This is a genomic window from Shewanella sp. FJAT-51649, from assembly GCF_019457435.1.
Taxonomy (GTDB): domain Bacteria; phylum Pseudomonadota; class Gammaproteobacteria; order Enterobacterales; family Shewanellaceae; genus Shewanella; species Shewanella mangrovisoli.
In genome coordinates this window covers 3128759-3146914 of record NZ_CP080411.1, presented here as the reverse complement: position 1 = coordinate 3146914, position 18156 = coordinate 3128759, and the positions used below count along the sequence as shown (strand labels likewise).

14 protein-coding genes are annotated in these 18156 nt (G+C 49.8%); 9 read left to right on the top strand and 5 right to left on the bottom strand.

The genetic code is table 11. The features are described from left to right. The first annotated feature begins 13 nt into the window (after positions 1-13). The 7 genes from K0H59_RS13985 to K0H59_RS13955 all read left to right on the top strand — a co-directional run bounded on the left by K0H59_RS13985 (position 14) and on the right by K0H59_RS13955 (position 7497). Positions 14-1171 (top strand): acyl-CoA dehydrogenase family protein, encoded by a 1158-nt coding sequence (locus tag K0H59_RS13985; RefSeq protein ID WP_220053463.1) that lies wholly within the window; start codon positions 14-16, stop codon positions 1169-1171. A gap of 64 nt (positions 1172-1235) precedes the next feature. Continuing rightward, complete coding sequence (locus K0H59_RS13980; RefSeq protein WP_088210675.1) at positions 1236-2009, top strand: enoyl-CoA hydratase; 774 nt, start codon at positions 1236-1238, stop codon at positions 2007-2009. Then, positions 2009-3160, top strand: coding sequence for an enoyl-CoA hydratase/isomerase family protein (locus K0H59_RS13975; RefSeq protein ID WP_220053462.1), 1152 nt, complete (start codon positions 2009-2011; stop codon positions 3158-3160). Before K0H59_RS13980 ends, K0H59_RS13975 begins: the two co-directional genes overlap by 1 nt. A 114-nt stretch (positions 3161-3274) precedes the next feature. Continuing rightward, the gene (mmsB, locus tag K0H59_RS13970) at positions 3275-4177 is read left to right on the top strand and encodes a 3-hydroxyisobutyrate dehydrogenase (protein WP_220053461.1); all 903 of its coding nucleotides are present in this window, start codon (positions 3275-3277) and stop codon (positions 4175-4177) included. Between the two features lie 19 nt (positions 4178-4196). Next, positions 4197-4955: an SDR family oxidoreductase gene (locus tag K0H59_RS13965; protein WP_011717645.1), complete on the top strand. Its 759-nt coding sequence runs from the start codon at positions 4197-4199 to the stop codon at positions 4953-4955. A gap of 207 nt (positions 4956-5162) precedes the next feature. Beyond that, positions 5163-5405 carry a hypothetical protein gene (locus K0H59_RS13960; RefSeq protein ID WP_088210678.1) on the top strand — a complete coding sequence of 81 codons (243 nt, stop codon included), beginning with the start codon at positions 5163-5165 and terminating at the stop codon, positions 5403-5405. Positions 5406-5463: 58 nt separating this feature from the next. Further along, positions 5464-7497, top strand: coding sequence for a prolyl oligopeptidase family serine peptidase (locus K0H59_RS13955; RefSeq protein WP_088210679.1), 2034 nt, complete (start codon positions 5464-5466; stop codon positions 7495-7497). Positions 7498-7599: 102 nt separating this feature from the next. Here the strand turns inward: K0H59_RS13955 and K0H59_RS13950 are convergent, their stop codons facing one another. Then, the gene (locus K0H59_RS13950) at positions 7600-7989 is read right to left on the bottom strand and encodes a MerR family DNA-binding protein (RefSeq protein WP_011717642.1); all 390 of its coding nucleotides are present in this window, start codon (positions 7987-7989) and stop codon (positions 7600-7602) included. A gap of 137 nt (positions 7990-8126) precedes the next feature. On the opposite strand from K0H59_RS13950, the gene K0H59_RS13945 reads away from it, so the two are divergent. Together K0H59_RS13945 and K0H59_RS13940 are read left to right on the top strand one after the other, a co-directional pair. After that, positions 8127-10388, top strand: a complete 2262-nt coding sequence (locus K0H59_RS13945) for a heavy metal translocating P-type ATPase (protein WP_220053460.1) — start codon at positions 8127-8129, stop codon at positions 10386-10388. 475 nt (positions 10389-10863) lie between these two features. Further along, positions 10864-12456 carry an ABC-F family ATPase gene (locus K0H59_RS13940; RefSeq protein WP_083757913.1) on the top strand — a complete coding sequence of 531 codons (1593 nt, stop codon included), beginning with the start codon at positions 10864-10866 and terminating at the stop codon, positions 12454-12456. Positions 12457-12584: 128 nt separating this feature from the next. On the opposite strand, the gene K0H59_RS13935 is transcribed toward K0H59_RS13940, so the two are convergent. From K0H59_RS13935 to K0H59_RS13920, 4 genes are all read right to left on the bottom strand, one after another. Continuing rightward, entirely contained in the window at positions 12585-13481 is an 897-nt protein-coding gene (locus K0H59_RS13935) for a DMT family transporter (RefSeq protein WP_220053459.1), read from the bottom strand. Between the two features lie 176 nt (positions 13482-13657). After that, positions 13658-16348 carry an FAD-binding protein gene (locus K0H59_RS13930; RefSeq protein ID WP_220053458.1) on the bottom strand — a complete coding sequence of 897 codons (2691 nt, stop codon included), beginning with the start codon at positions 16346-16348 and terminating at the stop codon, positions 13658-13660. Positions 16349-16408: 60 nt separating this feature from the next. Continuing rightward, a complete protein-coding gene (locus K0H59_RS13925) occupies positions 16409-17428 on the bottom strand; it encodes a diguanylate cyclase (RefSeq protein ID WP_220053457.1) in 1020 nt (339 codons plus the stop codon). Between the two features lie 330 nt (positions 17429-17758). Beyond that, on the bottom strand, positions 17759-18136 hold the full coding sequence (locus K0H59_RS13920; protein WP_037416891.1) for a DP-EP family protein: 378 nt from the start codon (positions 18134-18136) through the stop codon (positions 17759-17761). Positions 18137-18156 lie beyond the last annotated feature (20 nt).

Below are 18156 nucleotides of genomic sequence, written 5' to 3'. Positions count from 1 at the left end.
ATAGGAGAGCCAAATGGATTTTAATTTCAACGAAGACCAACGCCAATTTGCCGATCTGGCCCGCCAGTTCGCGGCGGATGAACTCGCCCCCTTTGCTGCCAAATGGGACGAAGAACATCATTTCCCTAAGGATGTGATCCAAAAAGCCGGTGAGCTGGGTTTCTGCTCCCTGTATTCCCCCGAATCGGAAGGTGGCATGGGCCTGTCGCGCTTAGATGCCTCGATTATTTTCGAGGAGCTGGCAAAGGGCTGTACAGCCACCACCGCCATGCTGACGATTCACAATATGGCCACTTGGATGGTTACCACTTGGGGTACAGATGCTCTGCGTCAAGCTTGGTCTGAGCCTTTGACTACGGGCAAAATGTTGGCGTCTTACTGCTTAACTGAACCAGGTGCGGGCTCTGATGCGGCATCACTGCAAACCAAAGCGGTACGTGAGGGTGATGAATACGTGGTATCAGGCTCTAAGATGTTTATCTCGGGCGCAGGTTCAACTGAGCTTTTAGTTGTAATGTGCCGCACTGGCCAAGCCGGGCCAAAGGGCATTTCGGCCATTGCCATTCCTGCCGACAGTGAAGGCATTATCTATGGCAAGGCCGAAGACAAGATGGGCTGGAACGCGCAGCCGACGCGTTTAGTCACCTTCGATAACGTGCGTGTGCCCGTTGCGAACCTGCTCGGCGAAGAAGGCCAAGGCTTTACCTTTGCGATGAAAGGCTTAGATGGTGGCCGTATCAATATCGCCACTTGCTCTGTCGGAACGGCGCAGGCGGCTCTTGAGCGTGCGACTCAGTACATGAACGAGCGTCAGCAATTTGGTAAGCCGCTGGCAGCCTTCCAAGCCCTGCAATTTAAGCTTGCCGATATGGCGACCGAATTAGTGGCCGCGCGGCAAATGGTGCGTCTGGCCGCCTTTAAACTCGACAGTGGCGACCCTGAAGCCACCGCCTATTGCGCGATGGCGAAGCGTTTTGCCACCGATGTGGGCTTCCAAGTTTGTGATGCCGCGCTGCAAATTCATGGCGGATATGGTTATATCAGGGAGTACCCCTTAGAGCGTCACTTCCGTGATGTTCGTGTACACCAGATTTTAGAGGGCACTAACGAGATTATGCGCCTCATTATCGCCCGTCGTTTACTCGACGAAAATGCCGGACAAATCCTCTAAGCTGCCCAGATGGGACTGTAGGATTTGGCGATAACAGATTGGAAATATAAGGGAGCCGAAACAGATGGAATATTTAGTTGAGCGTATCGAAGGCCACACGGCCATTCTGACGATGAACAATCCGCCGGCCAACACTTGGACCGCCCAGAGTTTGCAGGCGCTCAAGGCCAAAGTGCTGGAGCTTAATGCCAATAAGGACATTTATGCGCTGGTGTTAACTGGCGAGGGCAACAAGTTTTTCTCCGCCGGCGCCGATTTAAAACTCTTTAGCGACGGTGATAAGGGCAATGCGGCGAGCATGGCAAAACACTTTGGCGAGGCATTTGAAACCTTAAGCCAGTTCCGCGGCGTGTCGATTGCCGCCATTAACGGTTATGCCATGGGCGGTGGCTTAGAAGTCGCGCTGGCCTGTGATATTCGTATCGCCGAAACCCAAGCCGTGATGGCACTGCCTGAGGCCACCGTTGGCCTGCTGCCCTGTGCGGGCGGTACCCAAAACCTGACCGCTTTAGTGGGCGAAGGTTGGGCGAAGCGGATGATCCTCTGCGGTGAGCGGGTGAATGCCGCCCAAGCGCTGAATTTGCGTTTAGTCGAGGAAGTGGTCGAAACGGGTGAAGCCTTAAATGCGGCGATTGCACTGGCCGCTAAAGTGGCGAATCAGAGCCCAAGCAGCGTCACCGCCTGTAAGAAGCTTATCCAAGCTGGGCGTCATATGCCGCGCAGCCAAGCTTTACCGATAGAGCGTGAACTGTTTGTCGGATTGTTCGATACTGAAGATCAGGCCGAAGGCGTGAACGCGTTTTTGGAAAAACGTAAAGCTGATTGGAAGAACCGCTAATGACACATTTAGTAGATAAGGCTGCACACACGTCCACCACACAAAATGTGGTTTTTCAAACCTTAGCCACCGCCTCGGGTAAATTAGTTGGGGTGGTGACGCTCAATGTTGAAAAAGCCCTCAACGCCTTGGATCTCGATATGGTTCGAGCCATGACGGTGCAGCTCAATTTGTGGAAAAAAGATCCGTTAATCGCCTGTGTGGTACTCGATGGCAGCGGAGAAAAGGCGTTTTGTGCGGGTGGCGATGTGCGGGCGTTATATCACGCATCTGTTGCTGCTAAGGGACAAGTGACTGAGGTCGCTAAAGTCTTCTTCGAAGAAGAATATCGTCTCGATTATCTACTGCATACCTATGGTAAACCTGTGCTGGTATGGGGCGATGGTATAGTGATGGGTGGCGGTCTGGGCCTGATGGCGGGCGCGAGTCATAGAGTCGTGACTGAAACCTCCCGTATCGCCATGCCTGAAGTCACCATCGGGCTTTATCCCGATGTGGGCGGCAGCTATTTCCTCAACCGCATGCCGGGCAAAATGGGGCTGTTTTTAGGGCTAACGGCCTATCAAATGAACGCCGCCGATGCCTGTTACGTTGGCCTTGCCGATCATTATCTAAATCGTGACGACAAAGAACTGATGTTCGATGCCATGGCGACCCTAGACTGGAGCGACACGCCAGCGCTGAACCATCAACGACTCGACTCGATGATCAACGAGCTGTCGAACCAAGTGGACATCCCTAAGGGCGATAGTTTACTGGCCGAGAGCCAAGAGATGATCGACCGACTGATGGCGGGCAGTTTGACGGATATCGTCAGCCGTATGTCAACCTTAAGCACCGAAGAAGCCTGGTTAAATAAAGCCTGTGCGACCATGCTCGCGGGCAGCCCTATCAGTTGGCATTTGGCCTATATCCAAACGCAACTCGGCACCAAACTCAGCCTAGCGCAATGTTTTAAATGGGAATTAACCGTCAGCGTTAACACCTGCGCTAAGGGCGATTTCTGTGAAGGCGTACGGGCACTGCTGATCGATAAAGACAGACAGCCCAAATGGCAATTTGCCGATGTGCAATCCGTGCCAAACAGCGTTATCGAGGACATATTGACCTCACCTTGGGGAGAAGAACATCCCTTAAGCCAATTAAGCTAAGCCAATTAAGCTAAGCCAATCGATGGCAGGCAAAACGAGCGCTTTGCCTGCCATTTTTGTCTGGAATAACAACTATCTGGAATAATAAAGACACCAGAACACAGGAGTGATGGCATGAGTACAGTAGCATTTATCGGTTTAGGTAATATGGGCGGCCCAATGGCGGCCAATTTATTAAAAGCGGGCATGACGGTACGTGTCTTCGACTTAGTACCAGCCGCCATGCAAGCCTTGGCCGACCAAGGCGCCTTAGTGTCGAGCACGGCATGCGGCGCAGCGGCAGGGGCCAATGTGGTGATCACTATGCTGCCCGCGGGCAAGCATGTTAGAAACTTATACTTAGGCAATGGTAGCGAGAAAGGCCTACTCGACGTAGTCGCTGGCGATACCTTGCTGATTGATTGCTCGACCATTGATGCCCAAAGCGCCCAATTGGTGGCGGCCGAAGCGGCTAAGAGTGGTATCGAATTTATCGATGCGCCAGTTTCGGGTGGTACCGCGGGCGCGGCGGCAGGCACCTTGACCTTTATCTGTGGTGGCTCGGATATCGCCTTTGAGCGGGCACAACCTGTACTTAACGCTATGGGCAAGAATATCTTCCACGCGGGCGGCGCAGGAGCTGGGCAGATCGCTAAAATCTGCAACAACATGCTGTTATCTGTGTTGATGGTGGGTACTTCTGAGGCATTGCAAATGGGGATTGACCATGGTCTCGACCCTAAAGTGCTGTCGGATATTATGAAGGTCAGCAGCGGCGGTAACTGGACGTTAGAGAAGTACAATCCTTGCCCGGGCGTAATGGAGAATGTGCCTTCTTCTAAGGGCTATCAGGGCGGCTTTATGGTAGATTTGATGGTTAAAGATCTCGGCCTTTCTCAAGAAGCTGCATTATTGAGCAATTCGAGTACACCCATGGGCTCACTCGCGCGCAGCTTGTATGTGAATCATGCAAGACAAGGCAATGGTCGTCGAGACTTCTCCAGTATTTTTGAACAATTTGCACCACTTAAAAAATAGATAAACAAGGGATAACCAGATGGATTTAAAAGATAAGGTTGTCGTCATCACTGGCGGCGCGGGTGGTTTAGGCTTAGCAATGGCGCACAATTTTGCGCAGGCGGGCGCTAAGTTAGCGCTGATCGATGTTGATCAAGAAAAACTCGAGCGCGCCTGTGCCGATTTAGGCTCAGCCACCGAAGTCCAAGGTTATGCGTTAGATATTACCGACGAAGAAGATGTGGTCGCAGGTTTTGCTTACATATTGGAAGATTTCGGCAAAATCAACGTATTAGTGAATAACGCCGGCATCCTACGCGATGGCATGTTAGTTAAAGCTAAAGACGGCAAAGTGACTGACCGTATGTCATTCGACCAATTCCAATCGGTGATCAATGTTAACCTCACTGGCACCTTCCTTTGTGGCCGTGAGGCGGCTGCGGCGATGATCGAATCGGGTCAAGCTGGGGTGATTGTCAACATTTCTAGCCTCGCCAAAGCGGGTAACGTAGGCCAATCTAACTACGCGGCCTCTAAAGCGGGTGTGGCGGCCATGTCTGTGGGTTGGGCAAAAGAGTTAGCCCGTTACAATATCCGTAGCGCAGCGGTAGCCCCTGGGGTGATTGCCACTGAAATGACTGCGGCGATGAAGCCAGAAGCGCTTGAGCGTTTAGAGAAGCTTGTGCCCGTTGGTCGTTTAGGCCAAGCGGAGGAGATAGCCTCTACCGTACGCTTTATCATTGAAAACGATTATGTAAATGGTCGTGTCTTTGAAGTGGATGGCGGTATCCGTCTGTAATATAGTATCTTATTGATATTAAAGAAAACCGAGCATTTGCTCGGTTTTTTATTGGGTAAAGATAAGCGTATTAAAAGCGATTTTAGCTCAGGGAATTGGTGGAACGGAGTTGACATTTACTGGCTATCCTTCAACAATCGCACTCCACTTTTTTTACATAACTTTACAAATAGGGTTGACATTATAGTGATGGAGTTGATTATCTGAATGTCATGGCAGGATAAGGCCCTTTGGCTTGAAAAAATCACTAAGCGCATGATGTTAATCGTCGGTGTCTTAGGTGTCATAGTGATCTACGGCGGCTTCTTCTTTCTTCTCTTCACAGGTCGTTCGGTCGAGGTGATCCCGTGGTTTTTTCTACTGTCACCTTGGATTTGTATTTACTTTGGTCTCACGCGAGTGCAGCAGGCCAATGTCATCAAGTGGTTTATTAAAAAAGTAAAAAAATAAGCCCGCAAAGGGCAGTGGCATATTTCGGTTTGTTTAGTTGGCAAACTTGGGGAATACAATGGGGTTAGGACGCTATTTACCGTATCTGCTGAGTGCAGTTTTGCTGCTGGGCGGGTGTGAGCGTACGGATACACACGATTTACCCGCCAAGGAAAATGGCGATATTAAAGTGGCACCCTATGGCAGCTGGCAATCACCCTTGTCTGCGGCCGAGGTGTTTGAACAGGCCGATGATATTGCCGAGTTGCAAAGTGTTGGCGACGCAATTTATTTTGCCGAGTCCAGTGGCAGCGCACAGGGCAAAGTTGGCATTAAACGCCTCGATGGCCTTGGCAAAGTGACCGAAGTGGTTCCCCCCGATTTTAATGTCAGATCTACCGTGCATGAGTATGGCGGTGCTGCATTCTTAGGCATAGGTCAGAGCTTGTTTGCCACTAAATTGCAGGATCAGCTGTTTTACCGTTTCGCCCCGAATCAGCCACCATTGCCGTTAACCCCCAATGGCACCCGCCATGCCGATTGTGTGGCGTATCCCAAGGGCTCACGGATTATTTGTGTGCGTGAAGACCACCGTCAGGGCGGCGAACCTAAAGCCAGCCTAGTGACCATCAATCTTAACTTTGCCGGTGAAGGCGATACCTTTGTCACTGGTCATGACTTTATCTCTTCCCCCACAATTTCCCCCGATAACACGCAATTAGCGTGGATCTCTTGGGAACATCCCTATATGCCTTGGGATAACAGTGTGCTTTGGCTTGGGGATCTTGACCGTAAAGGTCAGTTAAAAAATATTCGTCAGGTGAATACGCCCAAGGATTCTTCGGTGACTCAGCCCTTATTCGGCCCCGACGGCAACTTATATGTGGTGTCCGATCTCAGTAACTGGTGGAACATCTACCGCGTGACGCCACAACAAACTTTAGTGCCAGTGCTGAGTAAAAATGCCGAGTTTGCCGTGCCCGATTGGCGCTTAGGCAATCATAACTACGCCTTCGAAAATGCCTCGACCTTGATAGCCAGCTATGTCGAAGGTAATCGAGCGGCATTGCTGCGTATGCACTTAGATACGGGGTTAACCGAATCCCTTGCCGTTGATTTTGCAGAGATTACTCAGGTGGTGAAGGGCGAAGATGGGGTTTATTTTATCGGCGCTAAGGCGACGCCAGAGAAGGGCATTTATCGAGTTGTCGGCCGTGGTACTGAGTTAGTTTATGCCCCTGCGCTGCCGAATCTTGACCCGAATTACGTGTCGCGGGCGAAAAATATCGCCTTCGCGACGGGTAAAAATCAGCAAGCCTATGGTTATTTTTATGGTCCGGTGAATCCCAATTACATCGCGCCCCACGACACCAGGCCGCCGCTTATCGTGATGTTACATGGCGGGCCGACGGCGCGCGCTTCACTTGCCTATCGCAGTGAGATCCAATTCTGGACCAGTCGCGGCTTTGCCGTGTTGGATTTAAACTTCCGTGGCAGCAGTGGTTTTGGCCGCGCCTATCGCCAGAGCCTGTATGGCAAATGGGGAGAAAGCGATGTGGAAGATGCGGTCAATGCGGCCAAGTATTTAGTGGCTAAGGGCTGGGTCGATGCGAATAAATTGGCGATCCGTGGGATTAGTGCTGGTGGCTTAACCGTCATGTCCTCCTTGGCGTTTTATGATGTGTTTCAAGCGGGGGTGAGTTATGAGGGGATCAGCGATTTTGAGCAGCTCGCTAAGGGCACACATAAGTTTGAATCTGGCTATTTAGATCAGCTTATCGGACCCTATCCCGAGATGAAGCAACGCTATCGCGAGTTATCACCACTCAATCACTTAGATGGCTTGAATGAACCCTTGCTGATTTTCCAAGGCTTGAGAAACAAGATTGTACCAACGGCGCAGTCGCGACAAATTTATGAGGCACTGAAGGCCAAAGGCGTGCCGACAGCCTATATCGACTATGGTGATGATTCCGACGAGGGGCGAACACCTGAGCATAAAGCCGCCGGCTTAGAAACCGAGTTAGCCTTTTATGGCAAAGTGTTTCACTTTACCCCAGCGGGTAAATTACCCACATTAGCCCTCGATAATGTGATGGCGCTTAAGCATTAAAGCCTTAGTGATAACGCCTCAGAGCTCGCGATAACCCCATAAAAAAGCCTGCATCCAAGCAGGCTTTTTTATGGCTGCGTGTTAATGCAGATGATTAAGCATTTAGTGCTGGTGATTCAGGCTATCAATAATGGCGCAGTGAGGCTGCTCACCGCCTTGGCACTCGCTGACCATTTGCTGTAACTGGCTACGCAGATTCTGCAATTTACCAATTTGCTCCTCAACATAGGCCAAATGGTTGCGGGTGAGTTGCTTCACATCCTCGGCATTGCGGCTATCGTTATTGCGAAGGCCAAGCAGGAGTTTGCAATCCTCGAGGCTAAAACCTAAGTCGCGGCACTGGTGCACAAATTTCAGCGATTCGATATCCCGATGGCGATACACCCTGTATCCCGCCTCGTTACGCTCACCGCAGACAAGGCCGATATCGTGGTAATAGCGTATGCTTTTGACGCTTAACCCTGTGTGCTTCGCGACTTCACCAATTTTCATACTGACCTCGGTTCTTATCTGTTCTAAAAACTCATGCAGACAAGTGTGATACTTGCTACAAAAACACCCTTGACTCTCCCGTGATGGGAGACTTTATCTTAACCCTATAGCGGTTAAGTTCAAGTGAGGAATCTTCCATGTCGCAGATAAAACTCTATGTCGCCACCATGAATTGCGCAGGCTGTGTGGCCAAAATTGAAAAGGCCTTTGCGGCCGAGCCGAATGTGAGTGCCCGTATCAATCTCGCCGATAAACAAGTGACTGTGGATGGCAAGATGAGCAGCGATGCGGCGCTGGCAGTGATGGATAAGGCGGGCTATCCCGCCCAGTTGATTGTGGACGCAAAGGCGGCCGCAGAGGAAAAACGGGTCGAAGATGCGGCTGAGTATCGCCTGCGGATGCGTCAGGCCATCGCCGCGCTCGCTGTCGGTATCCCTATGATGTTATGGGGATTACTGGGTGGCGAAATGATGATTAATAGCCCTAGCATGCAGCTTGGCTGGGGCATTATGGGCTTAGTCACCCTAGCACTTTTAGTCGGTACCGGACGCCATTTTTATCAGGGAATGTGGCGCGCGCTTAAAGCCAAAACCACCAATATGGACACCTTAATCGTGTTAGGCACCAGTACGGCATGGCTCTATTCCATGCTGGTGGTGCTTATCCCGAGTGCGTTTCCCATGGACAGTCGCCACGTGTACTTTGAGGCGAGCGTGATGATTTTAGGCTTGATTAACTTAGGCCACGCCCTAGAACTCAAAGCTCGGGGCAAGACCAGCGAAGCGGTGCAGCGCTTGCTCGGCCTGCAATCTTCTACCGCGATTCGTATTGGCGACAATGGCGATGAAGAGGTGGAAATCGACCAGCTCAAACTGGGGGATAAACTCAGACTTCGCCCCGGTGACAGGGTCGCACTCGATGGCGTAGTGGAGTCCGGCCAATCATTACTCGATGAGGCTATGCTGACGGGGGAGCCGATCCCCGTGCCTAAGCATGTTGGGGATAATCTCAGTGCGGGGACAGTCAATGGTAACGGCAGTTTAGTCTATCGGGTGACCGCAGGGCAGCAGGATACGCGCCTTGCCAAAATCATCGCACTGGTGCAGGAGGCGCAAACCTCAAAGATGCCGATTGGCCGTCTGGCCGATAAAATTTCGGCGGTGTTTGTGCCAACAGTTGTGGTCATCGCCTTACTCTCGGCAGCGATTTGGTATCTTGTTGGGCCAGAACCCGCGCTCAGCCATGCACTTGTGGTGCTCACCAGCGTGCTGATCATCGCCTGTCCCTGCGCCTTAGGGTTAGCCACACCTATGTCTATCATGGTGTCCGTTGGCCGTGCCGCTCAAATGGGCGTCTTGGTAAAAAATGGTGAAGTACTACAAAGCGCCAGCAAGGTCGATTGTGTGGTGTTGGATAAAACCGGCACAGTGACTCAGGGGAAACCCCAAGTGACCGATATCCATTGGATTGAGGCTAATGACCAAGCACTCAGTGATGAAGACAAGCGTGCGCTGCTTGGCGCTATCGCCAGTCTTGAGCAGCATTCGGAGCATCCGCTGGCCAGTGCAATTGTCAGCCATGTTAAGCAAGCCTCGATTCCATTACCTGTGACCGAGATTTTTACCAATCATCAAGGTAAGGGCATCGAAGGGCGAGTCGATGGCGCTGACTTTTTAGTGGGTAATCAAGCCCTAATGGCAGCATTTGATGTGCAGTCAGGGGAGGGTGTGACAGGCAGCCACTCAGGCTTTGCGGTAGAAGCCGCCGCGCAATTTGCCAAACAGGGCAAGACAGCGATTTATGTCGCCAAGGCGGGCAAGTTAGTGGCCACTATCGCCATTGCCGATCCGATCAAGGCCGATGCTAAAGAAGCAATAAGCGCAATACGTTCACAGGGGATTCGTGTCGTGCTGCTGACAGGAGATAATCCGCAAACGGCGCAGGCGGTGGCCGCTCAAGTGGGCATAGAGGAAGTGATTGCGGGCGTATTGCCCGAGCAAAAACAGCAGCATATTAAAGCCTTACAACAGCAAGGCCATGTGGTTGCCATGGTGGGGGACGGTATCAACGATGCGCCCGCCTTGATGAGCGCCGATGTGGGGATCGCCATGGGATCGGGCACTGAGGTGGCGATCGAAAGCGCAGATATGACTCTGCTGTCCCATCAGCTGATAGTGATTGCTAACTTATTGGCACTTTCCCGCGCGACCATTCGCAATATTAAGCAGAACCTGTTTGGGGCCTTTATCTACAACAGTTTAGGTATTCCAGTGGCGGCGGGCGTCTTGTATCCGCTCACGGGGATGCTGTTAAGCCCAGTGATTGCTGGGGCGGCGATGGCGCTGTCTTCCCTAACTGTGGTCACCAATGCGAATCGGTTAAGACAGCAAAAGTTATAACGCTTGCGCTCGCATGAGTGATAACACTTTGCCTCGTTAAATCGTGAGGCAGTGAGTAAGCACTCCCAATACAGCCCGCATTTGGCGGGCTGTATTGTTTGAACATAAATCTACACTTCAGCCTACACACCTGTACAAACCTTACATTTCCCTCACATCTAAATAGCTAATCACTTGAGTGGATTCATCCTGCTGTCATCCAATTCCATTAGCTTGAATCATTCGGTAAAAATGTTGCTGAAATAAGCTGTGAGCTTAGATTCATATCAGCATTTAAATAAGCCTTCTAGCTCGTTATTTTGCTTGACGATTCGCGGCTAAGTAGGCCTTTTTAGTTGATAATTTAGCCCAAACTGCTATAGTGCCACGTTTATTTTTACCCCCTCAGGTTAGACAACTTGGCTTTTGCAAATAGGTTTATACTTAGTTGCCTTGCCAGACGTCCGGCCAACCTAACTCGATTTGGAAGTTCATTTTGATCACTACAGCGAATATCACCATGCAGTTTGGCTCTAAGCCACTGTTTGAAAACATCTCAGTTAAATTCGGCGGCGGTAACCGTTACGGTCTTATCGGTGCGAACGGCTGCGGTAAATCAACCTTCATGAAGATCCTTTGCGGTGATCTAGAGCCGAGCAGCGGTAACGTATCCTTAGACGTCAACGAGCGTCTGGGTAAGTTAAGCCAGAACCAATTCGGTTATGAGGAATTCACCCTCATCGACACAGTGATCATGGGCCACCGTGAACTGTGGAAGGTGAAGCAAGAGCGTGACCGTATTTATTCTCTGCCAGAAATGAGCGAAGAAGACGGCATTGCCGTGGCAAACCTTGAGATGGAATTTGCCGAAATGGACGGTTACACCGCCGAATCTCGCGCGGGTGAACTCTTGCTCGGTGTGGGTATTGGTATCGAAAGCCATTTCGGCCTGATGTCTGAAATCGCTCCAGGTTTAAAACTGCGGGTGTTATTGGCGCAGGCGCTGTTCTCAGACCCAGACGTACTGCTGCTCGACGAACCCACCAACAACTTGGACATCGACACCATCCGCTGGTTACAGGACGTACTGAACCAACGCGACAGCACCATGATCATCATTTCGCACGACCGTTACTTCTTAAACTCAGTCTGTACCCATATGGCGGACTTAGACTACGGTGAACTGCGCGTTTACCCAGGTAACTACGACGAATACATGCAAGCGGCCTCTCAAGCCCGTGAGCGTCTGCTGGCCGACAACGCTAAGAAGAAAGCGCAAATCTCTGAGCTGCAAACCTTCGTGGCGCGCTTCTCTGCTAACGCTTCTAAGGCAAAACAAGCGACTTCTCGCGCGCGTCAAATCGATAAGATCAAGCTGGAAGAAGTTAAAGCCTCTAGCCGTGTTAACCCATTCATTCGTTTCGATCAGGAAAAGAAACTGTTCCGTAACGCATTAGTGGTTGAAAACTTAGCCAAAGGTTACGACACGCCGCTGTTTAAAGACTTAAACCTTATCGTCGAAGTGGGTGAGCGTATCGCCATCCTCGGTGAGAACGGTGTGGGTAAAACCACACTACTGCGTACCTTAATCCATGATATTCCTCAGGATGAAGGTCTGATCCAATGGTCTGAAAACAGCAACATCGGTTACTACGCGCAGGACCATGAGTCAGATTTCGAAAACGACATGACCCTGTTCGAGTGGATGAGCCAATGGCGTAAACCAGAGGACGACGACCAAGCGGTACGCGGTATTTTAGGCCGTATGCTGTTTAGCGCCGACGACATCAAAAAGTCAGTTAAAGTGCTGTCGGGTGGTGAAAAGGGTCGTATGTTATTTGGTAAGCTCATCATGCAAAAACCAAATATCCTGATGCTCGACGAACCTACCAACCACATGGATATGGAATCGATCGAATCATTAAACAACGCGCTGGAAAAATACGAAGGCACATTACTGTTCGTGAGCCACGACCGTGCATTCGTATCGTCACTGGCCAACCGTATCCTTGAAATCACCCCGAACGGCGTGAATGACTTCAAGGGCACCTACGATGAGTTCCTCGTGAGCAAAGGTATCGAAGGCTAATCACTGGTTTTGCCTTAAGGGTTCAGATAAAAACGCCGCTTATTAGCGGCGTTTTTGTTGCTGAGGTTTGAATTGCGCGCTTAATTTTGCGTTTAACTTCACCTTTAACTATGCGCTTAACTGTACGCTTAAGTCGGGCAATCCTTTAAGGTTTTGCTGGCCGTGTGGCGCTGGCTTAAGTAGCCCTGTGCCATGCCCGCCAGCATAATCAGCGTTACCCCCAGCATTTGCTGCGTTGTGAGCGCCTCATCAAATAACCACCAAGCCAGTGCGACCACCACCACAGGTTCGACATAGGAAAGGGTGCCATAGGTGACTGAAGGCAGCTGCGCGAGGGCTTTTACCGCAAACAGAATGGCTAAAAATCCCGGAAAGAAGCCAATCGCCAACAGCCAAGCAAATTGATCCAGACTCGGCACTAAGGGCGTCGTTAACACTAAGGGCAGTAAACAGAGGGCGCCGACACTGAGCTGGACTAAGGTGCTTTGATAGGGCGAGGCGGCGCTCGGTTTACGGTTGATTAAGATAAAACCGCAATAGGTGAGCAATGCGAGCAGGGCATAAAAATATCCCATAATTTCATTGTCGTAGAGTGACTGACTCGAGGTCACGGGCAGCATCAGCATAAAACCCATCAAGGCGAGCACCACAGTGGCGATGCTGGATCGCTTAAGCCTTTCGTGAAACACAAAATGGGCAAAGAGTGACGCCAGCACAGGGGCGAGATAGATAATCATGATCACCGTTGCCATTTGGGTGTATTCAATGGCCTCGATATAAAAAGCCATAAATCCCGCCAACATAGCGCCATTTATTAAGGTGCGCTTGCTCGGTTTATGGCGAATTTGCCGTCCCTTACCCGTTAACAGCATATAGGCCATTAAAAACAGCGCGCCGAGTAGCAGGCGGTAAAAGGTGATATGTTCGGCGGGCAGGGCGGCAAAACGGGCGAATACGCCAATGGTGCCCATTAGGCTCGCGGCCAGCAGGGCAAGCACTATGGCCAGTGCGGGTGGCGGTGTCATGTATCACCTTTAATGCAAATAATTCAACGACGAAGGAAGCTGAGTTTGCCTTAAAATTGCCGCCTAGGCGAGCGCTATTGCGAACGCCGTGTTGGTGTGGTGTTGCAAAGATGCTGACCACCCCACACCAGCAGAGATTGATGAGTTGACTGCGCTAGCAAGCCATCAATCCTCTGCTATACAATCGATTTGCGCGAGCGAAAATGATTCAAGGGATCTTGGCAATAACTGGCCTTAACCTGCTGCAACATTTGATAATTTTGCCCAAAGTAGCGTGCGGTCGGGATGGTATTGTCCTTAAAGCTGATAAAGGCGCCAGAGCTATTGGCAATGCAGGCATCGCGGCAGGTGTCTATCCAGTCGAGCGCCTTATTCACTCTAGGATACACAGAGTTAACCTGCATTAAGGCTTGCTCTTGGAGTTCGCTGTTCCACCATGCTTGATACTGAATAATGTAGGCCTGCTCCTTGTAGGGGAAGGCGCTCTGGCTTTTTTGTACCTCACCAAGCGTGCGATAAAAATCGCCGGCAATGGCACTTAGGGTGACATAGGTAAACAAGCCTAATTGCCGATTGCCATCAATCAGTTGAGATGTGGTGAGGCTGTCGATAAGCGCGATGTGCCCCTGTTTTAGCCCCTGTGCATGGGCCAAGCGCGATGTCACCCTATGGGGCGCGGGCTTGAGCAAATCCTGCGAATGTTGGCGCTGATTTTTATACAGCTGTATATCCGTATCATTAATCAATTCGGCCATTCTATGGTTTAAGACGGGTTGTAAATCCCGAATCGCCTCACGGTTCCAGCTCTCCATCAATTCATCGCCATAGGATTGGCTTAATCCACCCATGGCCGCCATTTGCACTCTTTTGGGTTTTAAGCCGACCTCGCTAAACTGGGTCTTGATAAAGTGCGCAAGGCTCGCAGGATTACCCTCCCAATAGCCGTACATAATGCAGTTATGTTTGGCCTCTTGAGGATCCTGCACGCCAGTGTTTAATGGCGGTTTTACCCCTGGCAAAACGGTGGGTTTGGCTTGGATTTTAAGATTGGTGCCCAGCAAACAAGGCAGATTATCGGCCAAAATAATCTGTTCCCAACGCTCCAATAATCTTAAGGTTGGGGTGGTTTCTCGTAGCTGTTGGCTATCCTGTTGATACGGGTTCCATTCCAGTTCAAATTTCAGCAGGCTTGGGGGCAGGGCAAAAGTTTGAATAAAAAAACGGGTTACAATACCGTAGCTTAAACCGCCTCCCCCTTTGAGCGCCCAGAGGAGTTCGGGCTTATTGGCCGCCGACACCACTTGGGTTTCACCTACGCCCAACACGATTTCTGCCTGCATTAAGCTTTCGCAGCACATGCCGTATTTTCGACACCAAGGTCCCCAACCGCCGCCCATAATAAAGCCCGCTAAGGCATGGGAGGCGCTGGTGCTGTGGGGCAGCATTAGGCCCTTTTGCGCCAGATAACTGGTTAAGGCTTGCATAGTGCAACCTGGCCCAACGGCGACAATGCCGCTGATGGGGTCGAGTTCGATGCTGTTCATCAAGGATAGGTCGATCACTATGCTATTGGTCTCGCCACTTTCCCCTTCGTGATCATGGCCGCTGGAACGCACACTAATGGCTAAGTGATAATCGACCGCCGTCTTGTAGACCAGTTTGACCTCTTGGCTGGTGTGGCATTTGATGATGGCGAGGGGCCTTTTTTGCAAGCGGCGATTAAACAGTTGGCAGGCATTTTCGTAGGCCAGCATCTGTTGTCCCGTGCTTACCCAAAAATCCTGCTCGGCATAATACTGGCCATCGGTAATGATATTGTCGCTGTCAATATGGCTGCGCACTTCGTTAATAAAGCGCATAAAATGCTTAGCTTGGCGGGTGACCACATTTTCGCTGATACGGATCTCGGCCGTTAATCGGTTCGAAGTTGATTGGCTGATAAAGCAATCAAATTCCAGCTCATTGCTCAGCTGTAAATCAATCTGTGACCGATGTGGTGTGAGGGATTTTAAAATATCAAAGCTCAGTTTAATATCGGTGCTTTCTTTGGCTTGATAGTTCGCCTTATAAATAAAATGTGGCCAGTTATCACTGCTGGATTCAATCATATAAGCGCAGCGTTCATGGGCGGGTATAATATTAGGTAGCTGCTTGTTAAAGTTATTGCTGTTTAAGTTCTGCTTACTAAAATTATATTCGGTATCATTAAAAATAATCAGCATGACTTCCTGTCTTGCTAATTGAGCTGGCATTAAGTTGAGATCCTGCTTTGAATGTTGTTTTGGATAAATATATAGGTTGCTGTCAATCAGCGCCGCTTGTTGCTGTGGATGTAAATAACAATCTAAAATTTCTGTGTCGGTTAAACAGGTTTCAATCAAATTAATATTAACGATTTCCCCATCTAAATTCGCGGTAGTTTGTTTTTCGGTTTTTAATTTAGCCTCATCCGTTAAGGGCGTTGTATGCTGCTGTAAATGGATTTGACCGCCATCGATAAAACAGCTTAATTCATGGTATTGATAAGTGATGGATAATAAATGCCAATAACCATCATTTAAGCCGCCTAAGGTGGATATAGTATCAATCTGTAATAACTGGCTGTTTACTCGAATATCGATATGCCCAAGTGGCGTTATTTGTACCGTAAAGCAGGGATTATTGGCTTGGTCGCAATATTGAAATACCGTCCCGCCCTGTTGAGTGTTAACCCAAGCTTGGAAGGTAAACACATCTAGGGTGTGACTGAGAGAAAATGGTGTTAAGGAAAGTGAATTCATCGAGGCTGCTGTCTCTTGACCCTGTGCTTGAGCCACAGTGTTAGTCGAGGTATCCGAAGTGTTATGGGGTGTATTCGGCGTTTTCATGGGTAACATCCTTGTTTAATTTCATTCCCTTACGATTGCTTACGCTGCAATCACCACTGCCTACAGTGAGGCGTTTATCCGGTCACGACCATCGGCCTTGGCGCGGTAAAGCGCGGTATCGGCGGCGCACACCATGGCGAGTGAAGTACGGAACTGGCCATTAACTTCACTGGCAATCCCTTGGCTGGCACTTACCGAGACATAATCCCTAAGTCCTTGGTCAGTAAAGCGAATATCATTAATCTCTTGCTGAATTTTTTGCGCTATGGTCAGCGCCATTTTGGCATTGTGATTAGGCAGGATCAGCGCAAACTCTTCGCCGCCGTAACGGGCCGCAAGACCGATGTCGATAGGCACAATATTGGCGATTACTTTGGCGATTTTTCTAAGGCATTCATCACCTTGGACATGACCAAACTGGTCATTGAACACCTTAAAATAATCCACATCGATAATGACTACGCTGATGGGACGCAGTTTGGCGGTACATTCTTCCCATTGCTGTTGCAGCATTTCATCAAAATAGCGACGGTTTGCCAGTTGGGTGAGGGAGTCGGTGGCGGCCAATTTACGCAGCTTGAGGTTTTCCGCCTTATGCTGGGTTAAATCGTGCATCACCATCACAAACACAGGTTCATGGCTGGGAATATAAGAGATAGACAATTCAACATCTTTGGCCTTGCCAGAGGCGCAGATCAGCGTGGTTTCCTGCGCAGGGTGCTGCACGGGGTGACCACAATTGGTGCCTAGTTGCACATCGTGACTCAGGAGATTGTCGTAGCGCGCTTGATGATGTTCGGTCAAAAAATTGCGCCAGTCTTGGCCCTTTAAACTCGCCTGCGGGCAATCGAGCAACTCGGCACTACGTTGATTGCACGAACGGATAAAGCCATTGGCATTCACTAGGATCACCGGCTCGGTTAAATGTTGAATAAAGAGTTCAATGGTCTCGAGGGAAGAATGCTCGAAAAAGTTCAGCGGTAGCTCCACAGCCTTTGCATGCTGAGTTGCGGCCAATGCAGCATCATCGACAATGGATAAGGCGGGTTGTTGGCGTGCCAGTTTCGGTGAGTTTGTCATTGTTATCTTTCTCCGTGAACTTTAATCATCTGCGCTAGGCGCTTTTCTGAGGATGACTTTATTCTGGTGGAAGAAAAGATACCTTCTGCTTACCTTCTGGTTTAACTTGTTGTTTATAAATGAATAAAAATTTAGCTTCCGAATGATTTAGGGGAATCTTCACGTCGATTCGCTGCGATTTGTGTCGTATGAAGGGGAAATGATGCGCAAATTTGTAAAGCAGAATTGGTTAAAAGTAGAGGGAATTGGCTAGCTAAGACGTTTGGCTGTGGCAAGCAGAGGGGACAGGAAGGGGAAAAGGGGACTGCTTAGCAGTCCCTTTATCCAAAATTAGTTTTGTGGGCGATTAATAATTTCAGGATCAGGACTTAATACCAATAGAGTATTGGTGGTATTGCTCAATACAAATTGGAACTTAGTAGTACCAGGCGTTCTATCAAGGTCAACAAGTTGCACTAGCATACCATCGCTGCTAATGGTGACTGCATCAACAATTTCATCGAACGGGGTCACAAAACCTACACCGACAAATTTTAGCCCTTTACCTGTTTGGTCATTAAGTAGGTAAGTTACAGTACCAGCTTGAGTGATGGTGACATCACCTGGGCACTGCTCGCCGCTAGCATCTGTGTAGATAAATACAGGTTCACCATTTTCTAGGGTGACATTCACTTTAACAAATTGAGCTAAACCTTGTGGTGCAAACATATTAATTTCCTTTCTTTTTT

Bases quoted from the DNA above. Each gene is read 5' to 3' on its own strand.
- K0H59_RS13985 (WP_220053463.1), top strand. From the start codon at position 14: ATGGATTTTAATTTCAACGAAGACCAACGCCAATTTGCCGATCTGGCC.
- K0H59_RS13980 (WP_088210675.1), top strand. From the start codon at position 1,236: ATGGAATATTTAGTTGAGCGTATCGAAGGCCACACGGCCATTCTGACG.
- K0H59_RS13975 (WP_220053462.1), top strand. From the start codon at position 2,009: ATGACACATTTAGTAGATAAGGCTGCACACACGTCCACCACACAAAAT.
- mmsB (WP_220053461.1), top strand. From the start codon at position 3,275: ATGAGTACAGTAGCATTTATCGGTTTAGGTAATATGGGCGGCCCAATG.
- K0H59_RS13965 (WP_011717645.1), top strand. From the start codon at position 4,197: ATGGATTTAAAAGATAAGGTTGTCGTCATCACTGGCGGCGCGGGTGGT.
- K0H59_RS13960 (WP_088210678.1), top strand. From the start codon at position 5,163: ATGTCATGGCAGGATAAGGCCCTTTGGCTTGAAAAAATCACTAAGCGC.
- K0H59_RS13955 (WP_088210679.1), top strand. From the start codon at position 5,464: ATGGGGTTAGGACGCTATTTACCGTATCTGCTGAGTGCAGTTTTGCTG.
- K0H59_RS13950 (WP_011717642.1), bottom strand. From the start codon at position 7,989: ATGAAAATTGGTGAAGTCGCGAAGCACACAGGGTTAAGCGTCAAAAGC.
- K0H59_RS13945 (WP_220053460.1), top strand. From the start codon at position 8,127: ATGTCGCAGATAAAACTCTATGTCGCCACCATGAATTGCGCAGGCTGT.
- K0H59_RS13935 (WP_220053459.1), bottom strand. From the start codon at position 13,481: ATGACACCGCCACCCGCACTGGCCATAGTGCTTGCCCTGCTGGCCGCG.
- K0H59_RS13930 (WP_220053458.1), bottom strand. From the start codon at position 16,348: ATGAAAACGCCGAATACACCCCATAACACTTCGGATACCTCGACTAAC.
- K0H59_RS13925 (WP_220053457.1), bottom strand. From the start codon at position 17,428: ATGACAAACTCACCGAAACTGGCACGCCAACAACCCGCCTTATCCATT.
- K0H59_RS13920 (WP_037416891.1), bottom strand. From the start codon at position 18,136: ATGTTTGCACCACAAGGTTTAGCTCAATTTGTTAAAGTGAATGTCACC.